The 23,004-nt window shown below is 58.2% G+C and carries 20 protein-coding genes; 14 read left to right on the top strand and 6 right to left on the bottom strand.

Going from position 1 to position 23,004, the window contains the following annotated elements; translation table 11 throughout:
- Positions 1-7 precede the first annotated feature (7 nt).
- The 9 genes from AW06_RS19785 (at position 8) to AW06_RS03055 (ending at position 9,120) form a co-directional block, all read left to right on the top strand.
- Complete coding sequence (locus AW06_RS19785) at positions 8-178, top strand: hypothetical protein (protein ID WP_273704340.1); 171 nt, start codon at positions 8-10, stop codon at positions 176-178.
- Positions 179-183: 5 nt separating this feature from the next.
- Positions 184-1,338 carry a glycosyltransferase family 4 protein gene (locus AW06_RS03090; RefSeq protein WP_273704339.1) on the top strand — a complete coding sequence of 385 codons (1,155 nt, stop codon included), beginning with the start codon at positions 184-186 and terminating at the stop codon, positions 1,336-1,338.
- Positions 1,335-2,054 (top strand): class I SAM-dependent methyltransferase, encoded by a 720-nt coding sequence (locus AW06_RS03085; RefSeq protein WP_034945423.1) that lies wholly within the window; start codon positions 1,335-1,337, stop codon positions 2,052-2,054. Before AW06_RS03090 ends, AW06_RS03085 begins: the two co-directional genes overlap by 4 nt.
- A 262-nt stretch (positions 2,055-2,316) precedes the next feature.
- Positions 2,317-3,696: an AMP-binding protein gene (locus tag AW06_RS03080; RefSeq protein WP_034945420.1), complete on the top strand. Its 1,380-nt coding sequence runs from the start codon at positions 2,317-2,319 to the stop codon at positions 3,694-3,696.
- Complete coding sequence (locus AW06_RS03075) at positions 3,689-5,011, top strand: putative O-glycosylation ligase, exosortase A system-associated (RefSeq protein WP_273704338.1); 1,323 nt, start codon at positions 3,689-3,691, stop codon at positions 5,009-5,011. The genes AW06_RS03080 and AW06_RS03075 overlap by 8 nt, the downstream gene beginning before the upstream one ends.
- Before the next feature lie 209 nt (positions 5,012-5,220).
- Entirely contained in the window at positions 5,221-5,988 is a 768-nt protein-coding gene (locus tag AW06_RS03070) for a polysaccharide deacetylase family protein (RefSeq protein WP_337958733.1), read from the top strand.
- A gap of 101 nt (positions 5,989-6,089) precedes the next feature.
- Positions 6,090-7,028, top strand: a complete 939-nt coding sequence (locus AW06_RS03065) for a glycosyltransferase (RefSeq protein ID WP_273704337.1) — start codon at positions 6,090-6,092, stop codon at positions 7,026-7,028.
- 60 nt (positions 7,029-7,088) lie between these two features.
- Positions 7,089-8,282 carry a glycosyltransferase family 4 protein gene (locus tag AW06_RS03060; protein WP_034945404.1) on the top strand — a complete coding sequence of 398 codons (1,194 nt, stop codon included), beginning with the start codon at positions 7,089-7,091 and terminating at the stop codon, positions 8,280-8,282.
- Between the two features lie 55 nt (positions 8,283-8,337).
- Complete coding sequence (locus AW06_RS03055) at positions 8,338-9,120, top strand: hypothetical protein (RefSeq protein WP_046535643.1); 783 nt, start codon at positions 8,338-8,340, stop codon at positions 9,118-9,120.
- 49 nt (positions 9,121-9,169) lie between these two features.
- Here the strand turns inward: AW06_RS03055 and AW06_RS03050 are convergent, their stop codons facing one another.
- The 4 genes from AW06_RS03050 to metK form a co-directional block, all read right to left on the bottom strand.
- On the bottom strand, positions 9,170-10,399 hold the full coding sequence (locus tag AW06_RS03050; protein ID WP_273704336.1) for a hypothetical protein: 1,230 nt from the start codon (positions 10,397-10,399) through the stop codon (positions 9,170-9,172).
- A 164-nt stretch (positions 10,400-10,563) separates the two neighbouring features.
- Complete coding sequence (locus AW06_RS03045; protein ID WP_034945395.1) at positions 10,564-11,577, bottom strand: phosphotransferase; 1,014 nt, start codon at positions 11,575-11,577, stop codon at positions 10,564-10,566.
- 421 nt (positions 11,578-11,998) lie between these two features.
- Positions 11,999-13,447 (bottom strand): lipopolysaccharide biosynthesis protein, encoded by a 1,449-nt coding sequence (locus tag AW06_RS03040; RefSeq protein ID WP_273704335.1) that lies wholly within the window; start codon positions 13,445-13,447, stop codon positions 11,999-12,001.
- A 535-nt stretch (positions 13,448-13,982) separates the two neighbouring features.
- A complete protein-coding gene (gene metK / locus AW06_RS03035) occupies positions 13,983-15,149 on the bottom strand; it encodes a methionine adenosyltransferase (protein WP_034945390.1) in 1,167 nt (388 codons plus the stop codon).
- 223 nt (positions 15,150-15,372) lie between these two features.
- Here metK and AW06_RS03030 point away from each other — a divergent pair, with 223 nt between their 5' ends.
- The 5 genes from AW06_RS03030 to AW06_RS03010 are packed head-to-tail and all read left to right on the top strand — an operon-like array spanning position 15,373 to position 19,928.
- Complete coding sequence (locus tag AW06_RS03030) at positions 15,373-16,287, top strand: lysophospholipid acyltransferase family protein (protein ID WP_273704334.1); 915 nt, start codon at positions 15,373-15,375, stop codon at positions 16,285-16,287.
- Positions 16,287-17,414 (top strand): glycosyltransferase family 4 protein, encoded by a 1,128-nt coding sequence (locus AW06_RS03025; RefSeq protein ID WP_034945387.1) that lies wholly within the window; start codon positions 16,287-16,289, stop codon positions 17,412-17,414. Before AW06_RS03030 ends, AW06_RS03025 begins: the two co-directional genes overlap by 1 nt.
- A complete protein-coding gene (gene rfaP / locus AW06_RS03020) occupies positions 17,411-18,235 on the top strand; it encodes a lipopolysaccharide core heptose(I) kinase RfaP (protein ID WP_034945384.1) in 825 nt (274 codons plus the stop codon). Before AW06_RS03025 ends, rfaP begins: the two co-directional genes overlap by 4 nt.
- Positions 18,232-18,510 (top strand): hypothetical protein, encoded by a 279-nt coding sequence (locus tag AW06_RS03015; protein WP_034945381.1) that lies wholly within the window; start codon positions 18,232-18,234, stop codon positions 18,508-18,510. The genes rfaP and AW06_RS03015 overlap by 4 nt, the downstream gene beginning before the upstream one ends.
- Positions 18,492-19,928, top strand: a complete 1,437-nt coding sequence (locus AW06_RS03010) for a lipopolysaccharide kinase InaA family protein (protein ID WP_273704333.1) — start codon at positions 18,492-18,494, stop codon at positions 19,926-19,928. The genes AW06_RS03015 and AW06_RS03010 overlap by 19 nt, the downstream gene beginning before the upstream one ends.
- A 93-nt stretch (positions 19,929-20,021) precedes the next feature.
- Here AW06_RS03010 and AW06_RS03005 read toward each other — a convergent pair whose 3' ends face one another.
- A complete protein-coding gene (locus tag AW06_RS03005; RefSeq protein ID WP_138677652.1) occupies positions 20,022-20,897 on the bottom strand; it encodes an HDOD domain-containing protein in 876 nt (291 codons plus the stop codon).
- A 51-nt stretch (positions 20,898-20,948) separates the two neighbouring features.
- Positions 20,949-22,775: a lipid A export permease/ATP-binding protein MsbA gene (gene msbA, locus AW06_RS03000; protein WP_034945378.1), complete on the bottom strand. Its 1,827-nt coding sequence runs from the start codon at positions 22,773-22,775 to the stop codon at positions 20,949-20,951.
- Positions 22,776-23,004: the final 229 nt, after the last annotated feature.

Genomic DNA, 23,004 nt, shown 5'->3' with positions numbered 1-23,004 from the left:
AGGCCGCATGTCGGACTCCGCTCGGCGCTGGCATCTGAGTGTCTGGGTCAGTCTGATCATCCTGGCTGGCGCGCTGTTATCCTTGGCGCCATACATGACGAGTCAGCTGGCGCTGCTGATTGCTCTCTCTGGATGGGTCTTGGCCAAACGAGAACTGTCGCGGCGTGTCGAGGGGTGACGGAGATGGCAGGCGTCGTAAAGCAGGTGACGGGTGGAGATCCCTTGTCGCTGATCTGTGTGGTTGGGCCGCTGCCGCCACCGTCTGGTGGCATGGCGAATCAATGCGAGCAACTCGTTCGTTTGCTGCGGGCTGACGGCTTTGATGTCGAACTGGTACGCACCAACGCGCCCTATCGACCGGCCTGGGTGGGTCATTTGCCGGTGCTGCGCGCCGGTTTCCGTCTGCTGCCGTATCTGCTGGAGCTATGGCTGGCGGCTGGGCGCGCGAGCGTGATGCATGTTCTTGCCAACTCCGGCTGGGCCTGGCATTTGCTTGCCGCCCCGGCGATGGTCATCGCTCGCCTGCGTGGCACGCCGGTGATCATCAACTACCGGGGAGGGAATGCCGATACTTTCTTTGCGGGAGCGCCGCGAAACGTACTCAACATGCTCGCCGGGGCAGCATTGAGAGTCACTCCTTCGGCATTTCTGCAGCGGGTCTTTTCGCGCTACGGGCTGACTGCCGAAGTCATTCCAAATATCGTCGATCTTTCCCGATTCATTCCAAGCCCGCCACGATGTTTTGGTGACGCGCCACATCTGGTGGTCACCCGCAATCTCGAAGCGATCTACGATATTCCGACAGCGATGCGAGCTTTTGCCCGGGTCAAGCCCTCATTTCCGGGCGCCCGCTTGACTGTCGCCGGCAGCGGGCCGGAGCTTGGACACCTGCAGCAACTGACTGTTGAACTTGGTCTGCAGGACAGCGTATGTTTCGCCGGTCGCATCGACAACGCCGACATTCCCGCGCTGTACTCTTCAGCGGATTGCCTGATCAATCCGAGCACCGTCGACAACATGCCGATCTCTATTCTCGAAGCTTTCGCCAGCGGTGTGCCGGTGGTCAGCACTTCTGCGGGCGGAATCCCCGACCTGGTTGAGCAAGGAGTCAACGGTTTGCTGGTGCCGATCGCTGACCACGAGGCGATGTCGCGAGAAGTCCTGCGTGTCCTGCAGGATGCTGGCCTGGCTATGGCTCTCAAACAGGCGGGTCTGGCACAAGCCAGAAAGTATTCTTGGCCGCAAGTACGGGGGCAGTGGCTGGACGCTTACCGGCGGGTCGGTGCAGCGAAGAGTAAGTTGACCCCTGTGATCCGTACTAATGGAGATTTGCCATGACTGCACTTTCCGAGACACTGCTGCGGAAATGCTACGCCAATAGCCCTCATCCCTATCGTTTGTACGAAGAGCACGTCACGCAACTACTGACTCCAGATTCCGTATTGCTCGACGCAGGTTGTGGGCGTACCGTCCCGGTCCTGAGAAAGTATCTTGGACGTGCCCGCCGTCTGATCGGGATCGAATTGGTCAGCTTTAGCGACGTTCCTCCTGGGATCGAGACCTATAATGCCGACCTGTCTGACATGCCGTTGCCCGACGCCAGTGTGGACCTCATCATGTCACGCAGCGTTTTCGAACATCTGACTGACCCCGCGGCAGTGTACAAGGAGTTCGCGCGTGTCTTGCGCCCGGGAGGCGTGCTGGTGTTCCTGACCGCCAACATGTGGGATTACGGTACTCTGGTTGCGCGTCTGGTTCCCAACCGCTTCCATAGCAGGATCGTCAAGCAGGTGGAAGGAAGGGCGGAAGAGGACACTTTTCCGACCGCCTATCGGACCAACACTCGTGCCGATGTGGAACATCTGGCGACTTCGGCTGGGTTCACTGTAGAGAACTTCGAGTACCTTAGCCAATACCCCAACTATTTGATGTTCAATGGTGCCCTGTTCTTCCTGGGCACATGCTACGAGAAATTGATCAGCCGCTTCGAGATCCTGCGCTTTCTCCGGGGCTGGATCATGGTCACGCTGCGCAAGCCGGGCCTGAGTCGCTGACAGCAGCTGCGGGTTAGTGGCTGGTCGGTGGTAGAGCACTGAAGAACAGGATGGCGGACATGGTTCAGCGGGGAATCCTTGGTTTGCGACTACGATGGCTTGACCAACCCGCCAGGGTTCGGGAAATGGTGCGGTGCTTACCAGCGTCCTCGCCGGATGGAGAAAAAGCCGGACAGGTGCGGGCGACAATGCGGTGTATTCGTTTGCAGGTGCGAACGCAACCAGGTGCTTTTTGTCGTCGGCTTGCCGCGAGGAGAAGCTCGTGAACTTGTATACAGCCATGTGTTCACATTTCCTCTTTCCCTTGCATGAGCGTCTCAAAGGGCACGATTCAGTGGCCGTGCGCAAGAGGCTTGAGGAAAGCCAGTGGTGGTCAGCGGATCGACTGGTTGACTATCGCACGGGTCGTCTGCGCGACTTCCTGGCCGACATTGGGCTGCGCGTTCCCTATTACCGGGATTTGTTCCGGCGTCTTGGCTTCGACCCGAGGTCGGTGCGCAGTATTGATGACTTGTCCGCCTTGCCGTTACTGAACAAACACGACATTCGCGTCAACGTCGACCGACTCAAGGCAGACAGTCACGGTCCGCTGACGCGCTACAACACTGGTGGTTCTTCCGGTGAGCCGCTGATCTTCTATATGGGCCGGGCGAGGAAGAGCCACGACGTGGCCGCCAAGTGGCGCGCCACGCGCTGGTGGGACGTTGACATCGGCGATAGCGAACTGGTGGTCTGGGGGAGCCCAATCGAACTGGGTGCGCAAGACCGTATTCGACGTCTGCGCGACGGGCTGATGAGAAGCCATTTGCTGCCGGCCTTTGAAATGTCAGCGACGAACCTCGATCGCTTTGTGGATACCATCCGAACCCGGCGTCCGACAATGCTTTTCGGTTACCCATCGAGCCTTTCTCTGATCGCCCGCCATGCGCAGCAGAAACACCTGGAAATGAGCAGGCTGGGTATCCGTGTCGCATTTGTGACTTCAGAAAAGCTCTACGATGAGCAGCGCACCCTGATCAGCGAAGTATTTGCCTGCCCGGTGGCCAACGGTTACGGTGCCCGCGATGCTGGATTCATTGCGCACCAGTGTCCTTCCGGTAGTCTGCACATCAGTGCCGAGGACATCGTGATCGAAACCGTGGGTCCGGATGGCAGGCATGTAGGGCTCGGGAAGCCCGGCGAAATCGTTGTCACACACCTGGCGACAGCGGATTTCCCTTTTGTCCGCTACCGCACCGGCGATATCGGTCTCCTGAGCGACAGGATCTGCCCCTGCGGCCGCAACCTGCCTGTTCTGGAAGAGGTACAGGGGCGCACCACAGACTTTGTGATCGCCCAGGATGGTACCGTGATGCACGGGCTGGCGCTGATTTATACGGTTCGTGACCTGCCTGGTGTCGAGCGTTTCAGAATCGAGCAGGTGTCCATCGATCAAACGGTCGTCAAGGTCGTTACCGGATCGGCTTTTGGCCAGGTGTCGGAGGATCGTATCGTGCGCGATTTCAAGGCGCGTCTGGGCAGAAACGTGGATGTTCGCATCGAAAAGGTCAGTGAAATTGCCAGCGAAGCATCCGGAAAGTTCCGCTACGTCGTCAGCCACGTGAAACCCCTTGTGGGTGTTGAGAAAGTTACGGATGCGTGACCTGCTGATACTGGGCATCATCATCGCAGCCCTGCCTTTTGCAATCGCTCATACCTGGATCGCCGTGATTTTGTGGACATGGATCAGCCTCATGAATCCCCACAAACTGGCCTTTGGCTTCATCCTCAACGCACCGATTGCTGCCGTGGCTGCCGGTGCTGCGCTACTCTCGATGGTCTTCACACGCGACAAGCTGCGCATGCCGTGGACTCCTCCGGTCATTGTCCTTCTGCTCCTGGTCCTGTGGATGTGTTTGACGACGGTTTTCGCCATTGATCCAATCGGTTCATCGAGCCAGCTCAATAAGGTCATGAAGATCCAGATCATGACTGTTGTCGCCTTGATTGCTCTGCAAACACGCAAACACATCGAGATGTTCATCTGGATCATTGTTCTCTCGATTGGATACTATGGGTTCAAGGGTGGCATCTTTACCATTCTCACAGGAGGAGGCTCCAGGGTTTGGGGGCCTCCAGGCAGCTTTATTGAAGAAAATAACGCCCTGGCCGTGGCGGTGATCATGACCATCCCTCTGATCAACTACCTGCGGATGGTCGCAACCCGCCTCGTTTTTCGCCTCGGTTTGCTAGCGCTGATGTTGCTGTGCACGCTTTCGGCCTTGGGATCGCAGTCGAGAGGGGCATTCCTGGCGATCTCTGCGATGGGGCTGGTGCTGTGGTATCGATCCGAGAGAAAAGTTGTGAATGGAGTGGCCATCGCTGTCATCGCCGCCGGTTTGATTGCGTTCATGCCCAGTTCGTGGGAACAACGGATGCGGACGATAGAGACATATCAACAGGATAACTCTGCGCAATCCAGACTTGGCGCATGGCGGTTCTGCGCTAATGTTGCCAATCACCGCCTGCTGGGCGGCGGCTTCGATCTCTATACACCCTTGAATTATGCGGTATATGCTCCTGCGGAAAGTGTCGGAACGCCTGTGGCACACAGCATCTACTTCTCGATACTTGGTGAGCATGGTTATGGTGGCCTGTTCCTGTTCCTGTTGTTATGGTGGCTAACCTTTCGTTGCGCAGCCCGGATACGCCGGCAGGCTAGGGATCGGCCAGAGATGGCATGGACCTATCATCTTGCCGGCATGTGTCAGGTCTCCATGGTCGGCTATCTGGCGGGTGGCGCGTTCCTCCAACTGGCCTATTTTGACTTGCCTTACAACATTCTGGTGGTTCTTGTCGTGACTGATCGGTGGATTAGAGAGGGGGGATGGCACCAGGAAAAAGTCGGCGCTTTTGGTTCCGGAAAACCCATTACTGCTGCCGCTGCACCCCATCCGGCAGCAAATAAATTGACATGATCATTAAAACTCTCGCCCATGCACTATCCCCGGCAGGGGTTCGTGGACGACTCTCGATCCTGATCTTTCATCGTGTTCTCGCCCATCGGGATGCCATTCGTACCTGGGACATCGATGCGAATGATTTTACACGCGCGATGACCTGGCTGAAGGAGTCGTTCAATGTCCTGCCTCTTGACCAGGCGATTGCTCGACTGATTGACCGTACCTTGCCCGCGCGCGCAGCCTGCATCACCTTCGATGATGGATATGCGGATAATTTCACGGTCGCGATGCCGATCCTCAGAGATCATGGTCTGACAGCAACCTTCTTCGTGGCGACAGGCTTTCTTGATGGTGGACGGATGTGGAACGACACGGTGATTGAGGCAGTCAGCCATTGCGGTAAATCGCGGCTGGATCTTTCTGAAGAAGGTCTGGGAGTGCACGAATTGAATTCGGCTGTCACTGTTCGTCAGGCGATCATGAACATCCTCAATGAGATCAAGTATCGGGAGCCTGCAGAACGTCGCAGGACGGTAGATTACATTGCTGCAGTCGCCGGTGTCAGGTTGCCGAATGATCTGATGCTGACCTCGGAGCAGGTGAGGGCCATGCGCCGGGCCGGCATGTTGATTGGTGCGCATACCGTCACACACCCGATTCTCGCCTGTCTGAAGCCGGATGAAGTGCGCAGCGAGATTCTCGACAGCCAACAGTTCCTGGAGTCGCTGTTACAGGAACGCGTCAGCTTGTTTGCCTACCCCAACGGAAAACCCAATATCGATTATCGTGCTGGAGACGCCGAGGTCGTTCGCGGCCTGGGCTTTGATGCAGCCGTCACGACAGCATGGGGAGTCGCCGATTCTCGGTGCGACCTCATGCAGCTGCCCCGCTTTACCCCCTGGGACAAAACCCGACTTCGCTTTGGCGCAAGACTCATCAGGAACTTGTGGCAGAATGAGCAGCTTCGATCGGGACAGATGGCGTGTCCATGATGGGAGAGAAGCAAGGCGCATCGAGTCATGATGAATCGATCTGGGGTCCTGTCCAGATATTCCGTGCCGTTGCTTAAACACGTCCATGCAAACCGATGTCAATGACCCCCAAGATTTCTGTCATCATTCCCTGCTATAACGCAGAACGATACATTGTCTCCGCGATTTCCTCCGTATTCGCGCAGGACTGGCCAAATCTCGAAGTGGTGGTGGTCGATGATGGCTCCTCGGATCGCTCGGCCGAGCTCATTTGTGCCAGTTTTCCCGAGGTCAGGCTGGTGCAGCAGCGCAATCAGGGCATTGCTGTCGCGCGCAACCATGGCATCGCATGCGCACAGGGCGACTGGATCGCTTTCCTTGATGCTGATGACATATGGTTGCCAGGCAAGCTGCAGGCACAGTGGGATACACTAAGTGCCATACCCGGCACGCGCATGTGTCACACTGCCTTCGAGTTTTGGACCAGCACTGAACCTTCGCCGGAACCCGCCTTTCTGGCGGCATTGCAAAGGCGCTCGGGTGATCGCAAGCGCTGGCTCGGCGTGAGCGGCTGGATCTATCCTCAGTTGTTACTTGATTGTGCAGTGTGGACATCGACCGTGTTGGTGCATCGATCGGTATTCTCTGAAGTAGGCCCGTTTGATCAAAGCCTGCGGATTGGTGAAGACTATGATCTTTGGTTGCGCATCTCCCGCGTAACCCAGATTCTGCATGTGGCATTCCCGTATGCCCTGTATCGGCTGCATCCCACGAGTATTACAAGGTCAATTGTCCAGGAGAACCATCGTGGCCTGGTGATCAGCCGTGCCTTGGCACGCTGGGGTTACCTCTCGCCAGACGGCAGCAGCGCACGCAAGGCGGACGTGGATCGTGCATTGGCAAATACCTGGAGCGAGTTCGCGTGTGTCCACCTTACTGCCGGTAATTTTATTCGTGCCCGGCAGGCTGCCCTGACGGCACTACGTATCGACCTTACCCATGCAAAGGGATGGAAAGTGCTCATCAGCACCTTTGCAGGATCTTTGTTTAGCCAAAAGTAACCAAAGATATTGCATGGGTGATCTGCGCCGGTCGAGACTTTTCTCAAGGTGAAATGAAGAATGAAAGTTGCACTATTATGTTCCGGATTGGGCAATGTCTATCGTGGGCACGAAGTATTTGCACGTGATCTCTTCACACTTTTGGGAGACTCGGTTGACATTACTCTCTTCAAGGGTGGGGGCAAGTCTGCGCCGAGGGAGTGGGTGATTGACAATATTCCGCGCAATGCCGGATGTCTTGATCACGTTCACGTCGTGGCGTCTCCCAAGTGGGCCGCGGCAATTGCTGAAGGAGAGCGCTGCCGGATAGAGGGCGAAACTTTTGCCTATGCCGCGCTTAAACCCTTACTAGAAGGGGCGTTTGATGTCGTTCATTGCCTGGAACGTGAAGTATGCAACATCATTTATGATAATCGTCATTTGTTCAGGTCTACCCCGAAGATCCTGTTTTCCAACGGTGGAGCAATACCTGCCAGAGACCTGCCGCGCTGTGATTTCGTTCAGGAACATACCGAACTCAATTTGTCTTATAGTGCCAAAGGCAAGTCGTTTATGATTCCACATGGCGTGGATGTCAGCGTTTTTCACCCTGAGGTGGTTTCTGATTTTAGATCCCAGCATGACATTCCGCAGAATGCATTTGTAGTGATCAGCGTCGGCGCTATCGCCTATGGGCACAAGCGCATGGATTATGTCGTCAAAGAAGTCTCGGCCATTAAGGATGCGTATCTGCTGATCGTCGGCCAGGAAACCAAGGACACCGCCGAGATCAAGGCCCTTGGCAAGCGCCTGATGGGTGAAAGAATCATTTTCACCAAGGTTCAGCACAGCGATTTGCCCAAGGCATACGCCGCCGCGAATGTGTTTACCCTCGGTTCTGTTTTTGAGACCTTTGGAATTGTCTACATTGAGGCTATGGCAATGGGTCTGCCGGTGATCTGCACCAATCACAGGAATCAGCGCGCCATTGTCAAGGAAGGAATCTTCATCGACATGCGTCAGGCCGGCGCTCTGACCAAAGCCCTTCGCGATACGGATCGGTCAACTCTGGCGGCGCTGGGGCAACGTGGCAGAAAAATCGTGCTTGAACACTATGACCTCGCGGTACTGAAGCGAAAATACATCGAGCGCTACGACACGATTGCGAGTTCTCCGACCTCTTTGCCCACTTATTCATTCGCAAACAAGCTCGCATGCAATGCAAGGAATGTGGTCCGGCTTGCTGCGCGGTTGACGCTTGGTCGCGCCGAGTAGACGAGACTTCTTGAAGTGTGAGAAGGATGACCGAGAGTGGAACATGGGAGAAGAAATGAAGTCTAGGAGCATGATCTCGAGAGGGTGCTTCTCTGCGTTCAAGTTGCGAGTGATAGTATTTGTATCAATATTCATGGGGATGTTGACTGTCGCCTCAGCCCAACCCGCGGGTGATATCACCAAGGAAGAGATGGCGCTGATTCCGCCCTATTGCCCCTACGCTCAACTCTTCCCGAAACATAATACCTCCGAAAGACTACAGTGGGAGGCGCGACTGGGTCGGGAGGGCTTCCAGGCCATTCACCATTATTGTTGGGGGCAGATCAATCTTCAACGTGCCCTTCGTAGCCGAACGTCAGCAAGCGAAAGAAAATTCCTGCTGAAGACGGTTGTTGCGGATTACCAGTTTGTTATCAGGCACGTCGATGGGCATGCGAGGGATTTCGTTCTGCTCCCAGAAATCCTTACCCGGAAAGGCGAGGCGGAATTGCTACGCTCGGATTTTCAAGATGCCAACATTTCGTTTGCCCGGGCTCGAGCGATTAAGCCGGATTATTGGCCAGCTTATTCAGCCTGGGCAGAGTTCCTGATCCGATCGGGACAGAAGGTTGCGGCTAAGCAGCTGGTAAAGTCGGGACTAGAATACAGCCCTGGTGCAAGAGTGCTTCGTGATCAATATCAATCACTTGGCGGTGATCTGTCGGATATCAAGCCGATAAGAAAGCCACCACCACCAGAAAGCATTGCCGAGGAAAGCAAGGAAAGCAAACAGACGGGCGAGGAAATCCCGGAGATCAATTCCGCCGATCCTCCTTCTGAGGGGAGTCCACAGCACTGACCGAATCGCAGCAGCAGGATCACTGAATTTGACTGCGCTCCGTCGGCGATCATCGATACGCTAGTTTCCGCAGAAAGCGGATAGCCTGTGTTGCTGGCCCGGCCAACTGACGGTGTACTCGCCACAGCAAAGGTGCGCGCGCCAGTGCCGCGGAGACGGTCAGACGGTCACGGATGAGTTCTCTTGCCCACAGTGATCCCTGAGCACGCAGACGGCGCACAAAATCGGCATTCAATTGCACCCATATGTCCAAAGGTGCTGTATATCCATAGCCGTTAGCAACCAGAAACCCGGCCAGCAACTCGGCTGCCGTGTCATCGGCAGTGATGTCCGTGCCCTCGAACTGTGAGAGGCCGAGTTCGGATGCTATCCGGGTCAGACGCTCGCGGTAGATGGCCTTCGTCTCTCTCTTGTGGACTTTCGCGTGATACATGAGCGAGAAGAAGTGGTCGTTGAGGGCGAGGACCATCACGCAGTCACCATGCACCTGCGCACGTGCAAGCATGTCGGCTTCCCATCGCGTATCGTAATAGTTGTCCCCGACCGAGCGCAGATCAAATTGCAGTGGCATGCCCCCTACTTGTGTGACACATGAGAATTTGCCGCATTTGTCGACCAGGATATTGGCATTGGCTACAGCAGAAAACTCGTGCGCTGACCTACACAGTGCGTCTATATCGGCATCACCACTGGGCAGATCTGCCGGCAACTCCTCGAAGTTGCGCAGGACCGCGTAGTCCACTGAACGTAGCAGGTGTCTGAACAGCACCGCGAGTGATTCCCATCCGCCGGTACCGGCCAGACTCGCTGATACCGTGCTGGGCACATCCGAGAATGGTTCATGAAGGTCCAGCAACCGCTCGAGTTCGATAGTGCCAACCAGCAGGCTCATGTCTCTAAAGAATTCCCCGAGCGAGTTGCTCGAGTGAATTCGGAAGCCTCCTCCGGTCCATTCGCGGTACTGAGACTTGGCAGCAACAACGGAGCGGTTAACCAGTTCGACCTTCTTGGAGAAGGTCCGGGCGTACACATAGACGGGAGCCGTATCTTCTACGACTACGAGGGCAAAGGGCCCAGATCCACAGATTTGCCTCCGTTTGAACCCCTGAGCGCCATTTGAGGAGCCCTCTGGCGGCATCCCATACAGGCGCAGGAAACAATCGTCCACTTCTTGTTCGGGCCACGCAATGTACCGCACGTCGAGTACAACAAAACGGCTTTGAATGTCATCAAGAATGGCTGGCCAGTGCTCGCGGGAGGTTTCCCATAATACGAACATCTGGAGGTCGCGCTCGAAATTGTGCGCGTAACCGGCGATTGACGACCGATACTCGTATCTCAACTGGTTAGGTCGAAAAGATAGTAAAGGGAGCAAGTGACACCCCGAGTTCCCTACGTTGTGATCATGATTCACTATTGTCCCCTTTATGCATGTGATCGATTTTACGACCCGGTACGGCTCAACCACCGTCCAGCGCTGGCTGCTGGCAAGGTGACCCACTCCTGGTGTTTAGCTGCCGGCCACTCCATCATCCATGGCCCTCGCAGCCGCAAGTGCATGAGCCACATCAAAATGGCAACAAAACGCAAGTCGTCAGTCGACATGCGAAAGGCTGTACACACCCGTTCGATCAGCCGTCTAAGGAATGGCTCGCAGCGGTCGTCCCAGAGGTCACACAGCACCTGAAACTCAGGGCAACCGCGCCAGTGCGAGAAACCGAACGCGACCAGGTACAGGGCATCAGCTCCGGGTAGAGCACGCATACGGCAGCGCTCCCAGTCGATAATGCCGCTTAGCGCGGGTGAGTCATCTTCGGCAAAAAGCAGGTTCTGAAACCAGTAGTCGCCATGAGCGAGCACCGTTCGGAAATTCCGTCTCTCGGGCCAGCTCCGCAAGGCTTCGAGCGGCCGTCTGATCTGTGCAGAGAGAGCCGAGTGGCATTCGAGGTTTCGAAGTCCGTCGAAGATCATTTGGAAATCTGCACCCTCGTCACAAGGTTCTGCAAGGGAGTCAAGCCATAACAGAGGCTTCAGCGCAGCCTCTATATATCCCTCCAGCGCCTGTTCCGAAAGGCGGGCTGGATTGACGGTGCGCCCCCCAAGCCGTTCCTGAAATAAGACCCACGCGCCATCAACCCGGCGCCATTCGATAACCCGCGGGATGAAATTGTCGGCATGACATTTAGCAAGGACTTTGCGGGCCGTTTCCAGGCCTTGCCTTTGACGGCTCAGATGATCTTCGTTAGCGCTGATGTGAATGGCCAGGGTGGCGCCCGACCGCTCGCCAAAAACGACAAGAACATCTTCGGTGGCCAGGAAGAGTTCGAGTTGGGTGTTCCTATCAATTGCCAGTCGATCGGCCAGTAGGGTGAGTCGGGCGTCGCGCAGTATGCATGATCCGCTCAGTAGGGCACGCACACTTAGCCGTTCGTCCGCGCGGACCCGTCCAATCGCCATAGGAACTCCTGCCCCGTGAACAGCCACGAATGTTCCACGAGAGCGAAGCAGTTCGACAGCATTTACTGCGATTTGCAGTCCGCGACGCAACAAGCCTGGCCAACTTCCGTCGTAAAGTCCAGGTGCAGGAGGGGATACCGCACCAGTGAGTCGTGCCAAGTGAGTAAACGACTCGATACTCATTTCCGCCTCGGACTGTAGCTTGGTTGTAGCCGTTCACCAGGGACTTTCCGAATGCCGTCGACACATTCCTCGCTGAGACTACAGCCTGTTAGCATGCCCCGCCTGTGAATGTAGACGTCTCGCCAGCGACCCGCGGATCTCGCCTCATCCGCAGACAGGGGAGGGAAAGAGGGGAGGAAAATGGTCATCGCTTGCATGGGCAAGAGTAACTGTGGAGTCGCTGGCGTAGCCATCATCGTTAGCCGCCAATACGAGCACGCCTGACGTGGAGAATCTGCTTGAGTACATCCTGGAAATCCTTGATATGCTGCCGGGAAAGAATCAAGAGAACCAGAAGGTAGGTAAGCAGGCCGATGGTTGCATGGCAAACGAGCATCATGATCGGTGAGGTGCCAATCGCCAAGGTCAGGGGGCGGGCGACAGCAATCGCGCCCCATAGTACGCTTGCTGCCACGATTGGTGCGCCCAGAATTGAGAGCAGATCTCTCGTTGAGAGCCCGAGGATGCCGATCGCCACTCGCAAAGGGACAAGGGTATAGACTGAAGCGAAAAGGGCAGCGAGAGCCACCCATTCAACGCCAAACTGCAGTCCCACCAGCCCTCCCGTAAAGAACAGAAGCGAACCAATCACGTTGTACTTTAATGCCAGACCGACGCGATTGCTGGCGTTGAGGAGGGGACTTGAAATTGCCGTTGAACCACGCACGGCTGCACTCAGCCCAAACGTCGACACGAGCGGAATCATTTCTAGCCATTGGTTGCCGTAGAGGACCGGCACGATATCGGCGGACATCGCGGAAACACCGAAACCAACCGGCAGTATCAGCGTTGCAATAACGCGCGCACTGCGGATGAACACCTGCTGAAGTCGCTCCATCTCGCATTGAATGCTCGAGAATGCCGGAAATAGAATCTGCTGCAGTGGTGCGGCTATCCGAGCACGTATTTCATCCGTCAGTGACCTGGCATTCTGATAGTAGCCCAGGGAGACCGCTCCCAGGCTGCGGCCGACCATCAACAGATCGATATTCATGTTGGCGTAATACAGGAGACCCGCGCTCAGATAAATCCCGCTGGTTTTCCAGCTGGTGCTCAGATAGTGCCAACTGAATCTGAAACGTGGAACGTAGCGCACCACAAGAAACCCGAGAACGACGGTCATGCCCGCACTAACGAGCGCACCGCTGACAAGACTCCAGGCGCCGAAGCCGCCGTAGGCCATGCCAATCGCAACCAGCGCACGGATCACATTCACTAGGCTCTGAATCCAGAACTCGGTACGGAACATCATGAGACGTGCCAGCAGGACATTCGGCACATTGGTCATGCCGCCAAGCAGGAAGCTGAAGCAAAGCACGCGCATCAACTCGCCTGCGCGCGGCTCGGCAAAAAGCCAGCCCATCAGGAAGGAAACGGCGAAGACAAAGACGGACAAGACGGCACCCAGCGTGAACGATGCCCAGAATACGGTGTCGATTTGCAAACGATTGATGACTTGACGCTGGGTCAGCACGTTGGTCATCCCAAAAGTACTGAAGAGCGCGGCGAACTCGGTCACCACCGTGGCCATCGCGACATAGCCGAAGTCCGCGGGTTCGAGCAATCTCGCCAGGACTGCGAGCGAACCGAAGGTGATCAATGTGCGCAGTGCGATGCCCGCGAACTTGAAACCGGCGCCGATGACCACACGGCCGCCAAGCTGGCGTGAGTCAAGAACAAAGGCACGACGAACTATCGTGTCACGACGCCTCATGAACAAGGTTCCGTGATCTGGCACTGGCCACGGCGCACCAAACGGTCCTGCCCTGCGCGTAATGTACCTGAATGTCCAAGAATCAGGTTTTCAACATGCTTGGTCATGGTCTCTCCCTTTCAGTCAAGTCTATCGCCAAGCCAGTAAATTTCCAAACGGCGGCGGGCGTTTGTGCGGGCAGGATGGCAGGGGTCAATGCGGCAGTGGCTCGCGCATCCGACCACCGGGAGCATCGATGATGAGGGTTCGGAGTAGGGGAGGAGACGATCGAGGAGAGTGGAAGCGTAAACAGTCGGATAGTCCAGCATCGCTGAGTCTTGTTTTGCCCGGCGCAGGGCGACATAGTTGCAGTCCCCGCACCCGTGCAGCACGCACGATACGGCGGATCATAAACTCGCAATCCGCCGTGCCCGTGCCTGGGTTGATGTCGCGAGGGGGACAATTGCCCCTTTTGTCATAGGCCTGCAGGCTACAGACCCGCTTCCGCTCTCAGCGCCGCAGCTTTGTCGATGGCCTCCCAGGTGAACTCGGGTTCGTCGCGACCGAAATGGCCATAGGCGGCGGTCTTTCGGTAGATCGGGCGCAATAGGTTGAGTGACTGGATGATTCCTTTGGGACGCAGGTCAAAGTGTTTGCCGATCAGTTCGACGATGAGTTCGTCACTGACCTTGCCGGTGCCGAAGGTGTTGACCATCAAGGATACCGGCCGGGCAACGCCGATTGCGTAGGCGACCTGCACTTCACAGCGCTCGGCGAGACCGGCGGCGACGATGTTCTTCGCCACGTAACGAGCCGCATAGGCCGCCGAGCGATCGACCTTCGATGGATCCTTGCCCGAGAAGGCGCCGCCGCCATGCCGGGCAGCACCGCCATAGGTATCGACGATGATCTTGCGGCCGGTCAGACCACAGTCGCCGTGCGGGCCGCCGACCACGAAGCGGCCGGTCGGGTTGACCAGATAACGGGTCTTGCCAGTCAGCAGTTCCGGCGGCAACACCGGTTTGATGACTTCCTCGATCACGGCTTCCGAGATCTGGGCATGTGATACGTCTGGACTGTGTTGCGTGGACACGACGATAGTGTCGATCGCCACCGGTCGGCCATCGGCATATCTGACCGTGAGCTGGCTCTTGGCGTCCGGCCGCAGCCACCGCAGACGACCGTCGCGACGTACTTCGGCCTGGCGCTGCATGATCCGGTGCGCGTAATGGATCGGTAGCGGCATCAATGACGAGGTCTCGTTGCAGGCGTAGCCAAACATCAGCCCCTGGTCACCAGCCCCCTGGTCGAGGTCGATTCCCTGCCCTTCGTTGACTCCTTGTGCGATATCCGGCGATTGACGGTTGATTGCTGTCAGAATTGCGCAGCTTTTGTAGTCGAAGCCGATTTCGGAGTCGTCGTAGCCGATGCGGCGAACCGCCTCCTGGGCGATTTCGCGATAATTGATATGGGCCTTGGTGGTTATTTCGCCCGAGATGACGACCAAACCGGTCGACACCAGGGTTTCGCAGGCGACCCGGGCCGGCGGATCGTCGGCCAGAATGGCGTCGAGGATGGCGTCGGAAATCTGATCGGCAACTTTGTCCGGATGGCCTTCGGAAACCGATTCCGAAGTGAAAAGATACTCTTTGCTCACGCTAGGTCTGCTCCAAATGAAAAACCCCGAAACGGCTGCGTGGCCGGCTTCGGGGTGCGAGCTGACGACGCTTTAGCAGTATTTTGGTGGCCGCTTCAGCGGCCCTCCGCCCTGCAAGTTGTCCTGATTAACTCGGCGGATGGATAATTATAATTTTACTTTTCTCGGCGGGTCAAAATGTTCTGACCGCCCGCTGCCAACTTTCTCACATCCGGACTCGCGCGTGATCACCCTGTTTCGTCTTCTCAGCCACCTGCCGCTGGCGTGGCTGCATGTGCTCGGCACGTTCCTCGGCTGGCTGACCTGGCTGCTGTCGCCGACTTATCGTCGGCACATGCGCGAAAATATGCTGCTCGCACTCGGTGCGGACGAAACCCGACGGATGCGCTCGACGGCCATCGGCGAAGCCGGTAAGGGCGCGCTCGAACTGGCCCGAATCTGGCTGCGACCGCTTGCCGAGACAGCGGCGCGTGTCGTCGAGATATCCGGCTGGGAACTGGTGGAAGCCGCTTCCCGACGCGGCAAGGGGATCCTCTACCTGACGCCTCATCTCGGCTGTTTCGAGATCACCGCGCAATACCTGTCCACGCATGCTCCGATCACGGTGCTTTACCGGCCACCCCGGCAGGCCTGGCTGCAGGCCATGATCGAAGCCGGGCGGGCGCGTGCCCAGTTACATTTGGCGGCTGCCGATCTGTCCGGGGTACGCAGTCTGATCAGGGCTCTCAAACGCGGCGAAGCCGTCGGCATGCTGCCCGATCAGGCGCCAAAAGCGGGCGAAGGTCGCTGGCTCGACTTCTTCGGCAGACCCGCCTATACGATGACTCTGGCGGCACGGCTGGTCGAGAGCGGTGCCAGCGTGATCATGGTCTGGGCTGAACGACTGCCTGCGGGAGCAGGTTACCATTTCCACCTGCAGGAACCGACGCAGCCGATCCACGGTACCATCGAGGAGCGTGCGCAACAGATCAACCACGAGATCGAACATCTGATTCGCCAGTGCCCAGGGCAGTATCTCTGGGGTTACAACCGTTACAAGCAGCGTCGTGGCAGCACGCCGTCGGGGGCGGCGCCGACCAGTGTGGGCGAAGATGCGCCGCAGCACGCGGCGGGCAGCAATGGTGGGGGCAGGGGTTGATGCTGATTGCCTTCTGCCTCTATAAATACTTTCCGTATGGTGGCCTGCAACGGGATTTCTTGCGCATCGCGCTCGCCTGTCAGGCGCGCGGCCATGTCATTCGGGTGTACACACTGGAATGGCGAGGCGATATCCCGGCCGGTTTCGAAGTGGTACGGGTGCCGGTGCGAGCGTTGACCAATCCTCGCCGCTATGCAAAGTTCAGTTCCTGGATCGGGATCGATCTGGCGAAAATCCCGGCCGATCGGGTCGTCGGGTTCAACAAGATGCCGGGCCTCGACGTCTATTTTGCTGCCGACCCCTGTTATGAAGACCAGGCCAGGACGCGCATGCTGCGCAATCCATTCTACCGGATGACGGCGCGTTACCGCCATTTCTCGGCTTACGAGCGTGCGGTTTTTGCAGCGCCTGGCCAAACCGAGATTCTGCTGATTTCACCGCGGCAGAAACCGCTTTTCCAGAAATACTACGGCACCCCCGATGCGCGCTTCCATCTGCTGCCGCCAGGCATCGCCCAGGATCGGCGGGCGCCAGCCGAGGCCCCGGCAATCCGGGCCGAATTCCGCGACGAATTCGCTCTGCAGGAGGAGGATCTGTTGTTGCTGCAGATCGGTTCCGGCTTCAAGACCAAGGGGCTCGATCGCAGCCTGAAAGCACTCGCCGCCTTGCCCCCCGTGCTCCGCGGTCGTTGCCGGCTGATCGCCATCGGTGATGACGATGCCCGACTCTTCCTGGGTCAGGCGCGTGCCCTCGGACTGGCCGAACGTGTCAGCATCCTGCGCGGGCGCAGCGACATTCCGCGTTTTCTGCTCGGTGCCGACTTGCTGATTCATCCCGCCTACCACGAGAACACCGGCACGGTGCTTCTCGAAGCGGTGGTTGCCGGTCTGCCGGTGTTGACCACCGCCGTTTGCGGTTACGCGCATTACATTGCCGAGGCTGACGCCGGTCTGGTCGTTCCCGAGCCTTTCGAGCAAGTGTGCCTGGATCAATACTTGGTGCAGATGCTCGATGACTTGCCGGCGCGACGGCGTTGGCAGAAGAACGGACTGGCTTTTGCCGATCAGGCCGACATCTACTGCAATGCTGAACGGGCGGCCGAGGTGATCCTCAAAGACCGGCAATGAGCACTGACGAGTTGTGTCTCGAAGAACCCTTTCGCTCGCTGTGGGCGAGCGAGGATCCTTTTTCCGCCGTCGAGGCGCTCGAAGGCCAGGTGTTTCGCGAACTGGAGGGGCGCCGCACCTTGCGCAACGAGATTGCAGGCCGTGGCTATTTCGTCAAGATCCATCGCGGCATCGGGTGGGGGGAGATTTTCAAAAATCTCCTCTCGCTGCGTTTGCCGGTTCTCGGCGCACAGAACGAGTGGCAGGCAATCCGACGGCTGCAGGAACTCGGTATCGACAGCATGCATGCCGTCGCTTTCGGCCGGCGCGGTAGCAACCCGGCGCGGCAACTCTCGTTCATCGTCACCGAAGAACTGACGCCGACGGTCAGTCTCGAGGACTACTGTCTCGGCTGGGCGAACAATCCTCCTGCGATTCGCCTGAAACGTGCGCTGATCAGGCGTGTGGCCGATTCGGTGAGGCGGATGCACCAGGGTGGCGTCAACCATCGAGACCTCTATCTCTGCCACTTCCTGTTGCACCTCGACCCGAAGCCGACGCCGGAGAGTTTCAGGCTGTCGCTGATCGATCTGCATCGCGCCCAGCTCCGGGCCAGAACGCCACGCCGCTGGCGCGACAAAGACCTTGCCGCGCTCTATTTTTCGGTACTCGACATCGGCCTCACGAAACGTGACCTGTTGTGCTTTCTGGCCGCGTATTTTGTTCGGCCGCTACGCCTGTTGCTGCGCGAGGAGGCCCCATTGCTCGCCTCGCTGGCGAGCGAACAACAACGTTTGCAGACGCGTTTCGCACGCAAGTCCGCCGCGGGGGAAATGACATGATCAACTGCTCCCTGAATCCCGAAGACGCTGCCAGCGTCGTCGCAACCATTTTCGGTGAGATCGATCGCGTTTTTGCGCTTGAAGGCGACTTGATTGCCCATGACTCTCTAAGCCGCGTGCTGAGCGTCAGCGCCGGAGGCAGGCGCTACTACGTCAAGGGCTACAGCGGCGCCGATCGTGCGCTTTATTGCAGGTCGCGAGAAGGCGGCCCTGCCCTGACGACCCTGCCCATGACGCCTGGCCTGTGTGAGCGACGATGGCCCTGGACGCACTGACCCTGGCCAGCACCCTGCAGACTGCTGGTCGCCATCCAGCGCTGCCTTTTCGGGTGGCGCTCGCCGATGGGCGTCAGCTCGAAATGCTTCGCCTGTTTCGCGTGCTGCCCGGCAAGCGCCTGGTCGGAGAGGCCGAACTCGCCGGCAACCGGGTACTCGCCAAGCTGTTCATCGGGCGCCGCAGCGAGCAGCGCTGGCGGCAGGAACGCGCGGGCCTCGAAGCCCTTGTTTTTGCCGGCTTGCCGACGCCTGCACTGGTCGCCGCCATGCCGATGGCTGGCGGCGGTCATGCGCTGTTGACAGACTTCCTTGATCCGGCCGAGAGCCTGGCCGAATGCTGGTCACGCGTTGCCGGGCGCACCGCCGCTGACGACGAAACGCTGTCGCTCCTGGCGCCGGCGTTCACCCTAGTCGGGCGTCTTCATGCCGCTGGGCTGGTGCAGGACGACCTGCATCTGGCGAATTTTCTGCGCCACAACGGTCGCTTGCTAGTCATCGACGGCGACGCGGTGCGCGTCGTCAGTCAGCCACAAGCGATGCCGATGGCGGACGCCTGTGCCAATCTGGCCGTGCTGCTGGCACAGTTGCCTGTCGAATGGGAAGATCGGTGGGCGGCACTTCTGCCGGCTTATCGGGCTGGGGCGGGGGAAGTGTCGCCCGATCTGCCGGCCTTGCGCAGCCAGGTCGCGCGCGTTAGGGCTTGGCGTTTGCGTGATTTTCTGGCCAAGACCGTTCGTGATTGCACGTTATTCGCTGTCGAGCAGAGCTTCACTCGCTTCAGCGCAGTGCTGCGTCAGGATGCAGAAGTGTTGGCGCCGTTGCTCGATGCGCCAGACTGCGCGATCAGCGCGGGTCTGACCTTGAAGGACGGTGGTACCTGCACGGTCTCCCGTGTGCTCGTTGGCGACCGCATGCTGCTGATCAAGCGCTACAACCTCAAGGGGGTGAGTCACGCGCTTGGCCGCCTGTGGCGCCCGAGCAGGGCCTGGCATTCCTGGCAGGAAGGGCATCGGCTGCAGTTTCTCGGGATACCGACGCCGGCGCCGCTGGCGCTGATTGAGGAACGCTGCGGGCCACTGCGCCGTCGCGCCTGGCTGGTCTGCGAATATTGCCCGGGGCCGAATCTGCTGATGCATTTATCTCCCGACCAGGTCCCCCCTGCGGAAGAGGCACGGGCCATGCTGAATTTGTTCGAGTCGATGCACCGGCAGCGCATCAGCCACGGGGATCTCAAGGCGACGAATCTGCTGTGGGATGCGGGGCGCATTCTGCTCATCGATCTTGATGCGGTCGTTCAGCATCGTTTGCCGGGAGCACATACGCGTGCATGGCGGCGTGATCGTGCCCGTCTTCTGCGCAACTGGCCGGCTGCTTCGATTCTCCGGCACTGGCTTGACGATCACCTGCCGGCGGCTTGATTCAACGGCCTCCATCCGGTGTCTGCAGAATTCCAGACCCTGGACAGAGATGTTGAACCGGACGCCTCCTTGCCTTCATCATCGCAGCCGGCCTTATCGATAGATGACCTGCATTGCCCGTGCATCGGATTCAATTTCCGGCAGGATTCCACCAAAGATATTGCGGACGACTTCGAAGCCGCCTCCCTGCAGGTCAAAATCTTGATGAAGCCATTCAACATGGGCGCCGGTGAGGATGTTGCCGATATAAACAATGTCTGCCAATGTGAGTATCGTTTCCGGGACTAACCACGGCTGGCTGTGATCAACGGTGGCGTCGACGATTTCTCCGGGTATGCCAAGAGTGCTGAGCAGCGTGACCCCGATGCTTTCATGCCACTGCGCGATGAGTTGCTTCACGGACATCGGGTCGGCACGCAACTTCGCATACCGGGCTGCGCGGCCGAGCAAGAAAAAGGCTCCGAGGTTGTGCACCAGACCAGCCAGCAGAGCTTCATCCTGGTTGATCAGCGTTTGGTTGCGGGCCAGGATGCGAGCACCCGCGGCAGTTTTAAGGGAATGCTCCCAGAGTGCGAGAGCGAGGTCGTTAAAGACCAGGATTTCTTTCGAACGGATGAACTGGCGCATGGCAATGGCCAGGGCTGTGGTACGTACCATGTCGATGCCCAGACGACCGATGGCGGCTTTGAGATCCATGACCGGGGCGTGGTGGGCTTTGTAGAGGGCTGAATTGGCCAACTGCATCAGCTTGGCGGCAACCAGGGGTTCGCCGCTGACGATGTTGCTGATTCGGGAAATGGGCAGATCCGGATTCTGCAATGCTTGGCGTAGGCGGAGGGCTGCTTCGAAGCAGGTAGGAAAGGCAAAGTCACCCGCCAATTCTCGGGTGAGATCCTGAATCATCTGGAAGCCTTCGGTGTTGAGTGCTTCTCCAACCATATCGGTGCTGGGTGCTCGGCTCGTGTTCATCAAGTTAACTTTCGCAATAACTTTCGCAAGAAGGGCTCCATGGCTGACTGCTTATTCCGCTTTGCTGTCTGGAGCCTTTTCGTTGGCTAATACCGCATCGTCCTGAAACTGCATGGCGTGCAGGCGTGCGTAGTGGCCATTCGCGGCCAGCAACTCCGAGTGGGTGCCACGTTCGACGATGCGCCCTTGTTCCATGACCAGGATTTGGTCAGCCTTTTCGACGGTCGACAGGCGGTGTGCGATAACCAGTGTCGTTCGCCCGGCCATCACCCGATCGAGGGCATCCTGGATGTGACGTTCCGATTCGGTATCGAGTGCCGAAGTTGCTTCGTCGAGAATCAGGATCGGTGCATCCTTTAGCAGTGCCCGGGCAATCGCCAAGCGCTGGCGCTGCCCGCCTGACAGCATCACGCCATTTTCACCAACTAGCGTGTCGTAGCCATCCGGCAGGCGGTCAATGAACTCGCTCGCAAAGGCTGCCTCGGCGGCCTTTGCGATCGCCTCCCGCGGCGCTGTCGAAAGGGCGCCATAGGCGATGTTGTTGGCGATGGTGTCGTTGAACAACACCACCTGCTGTGTCACCAGCGCAATATGCCGACGCAGGTTGAGCAAGGTGTAGTCCTCGACGTCGACGCCGTCGATCAGGATTTGGCCGGAGTTGTGGCGATAGAAGCGGGGAATCAGGTTGGCCAGGGTCGACTTGCCACTTCCCGAGCGCCCGACCAGCGCCACCATCTGCCCGGGCGTGACCGAGAGGCTGACCCCGTCGAGCACGCATTGCGTAGTCCCGGCATAGACGAAAGAGAGGTCCTTGATCTGCAGATGACCGCTGACATGATCCCTTTCGACGTGGCCATGATCCGGTTCAGGGACTTCGTCGAGTTGGGCGAAGATGCTCTCGGCACCCGCCAGACCTTTCTGAATCGTGGCACTGACTTCGGATAACTGGCGAATCGGCTTCGGCAACATGCCGGCCGCGGTGATGTAAGCGACCAAGTCGCCGGCTGAGGAATCGCCGCGCAGCAACAGGACCAGTATCAGCAGCGCAGCCATCGTGCTGAAGGTGACAAATTGCAGCACCGGCGTGTAGCCGGCAACAGTCTTGACCATGCGCAACTGCTTGGCGGTGTTGTCTGCGCTGGCCGCCCGGAAGCGCGCCGATTCATAATCCTCGCCGCCGAAACTGCGCACCACCCGGTAGCCCTGGATGGTTTCCGACGCGATATGCGTCAGATCGCCCATTGCGGCCTGTATTTTCCTGCTCTGCTTGCGAAACTTGCGGCTGGCGCGGCTGACCATCAGGGCTATGACCGGCAGGATGGCGACCAGTACCAGGGTCAGTTTCCAGTTCATCCACAGCAGATAACCGAACAGGAAGATGACAGTCATTCCTTCGCGTATCACCACCTTGATGGCTTCGGTCGCCGCGCCGGTGACCATGGTCACATCGTAGGTGATGCGAGAGATCAGATGCCCCGAGTTATGCTGGTCGAAATAGGCGTTCGGCAGGCGCAGCAGGCTGTCGAAAAGGACGCGCCGCAGATCATCGATCAGTCCCAGCGAAACCCTTGCCAGGTAGTAGGAGCCGAGAAAAGAGCCAATTCCTTGCCAGGTGACGACTATCACCAGTAGCAGGGGCATGCTGTAGATCAGGTCGATCTCGCCAAGCAGCGGGACGGCCAGTTGTGTTTCGCCGCTGGGCGCATTCAGTCCATCGACGAAATATTTCAGAATTGCAGCCATCATCGGTGACGATGATGCGAACATCAGGTAACCCAGCAGGCTGATCAGGAACAGGCCGAGCAAAGGGCGCAGATAGCCCAGGAGCCGGAAATAGATACGCAATGAGGAAACAGACGGGGTATTCGCGGAGGGCATTCTTGGGCCGTGCCGGAAATTCTGACGCCGGAGTGTAACACGTTGCCCGGATCAGCCTGGCAGGCTGGTGGCAATGGGGTTGGTGGGCGACTGTGGTGCTGACTGCGTCATCGTCCTCCCATCCGGAAGGGCATTGCCTTCCGGGGTTCTCTTCAATCGAGAGTGGCGGGCGCCCCCTCGTAGATTGCGGCGACCTGTGCCGCGGACACGCTATACCGTGCGCGGTCAC

It is taken from the genome of Candidatus Accumulibacter cognatus (assembly GCF_000584975.1).
Lineage (GTDB): Bacteria > Pseudomonadota > Gammaproteobacteria > Burkholderiales > Rhodocyclaceae > Accumulibacter > Accumulibacter cognatus.
The sequence above is the reverse complement of the archived record's forward strand: the minus strand, read 5'-3'. Positions and strand labels throughout refer to the sequence as shown.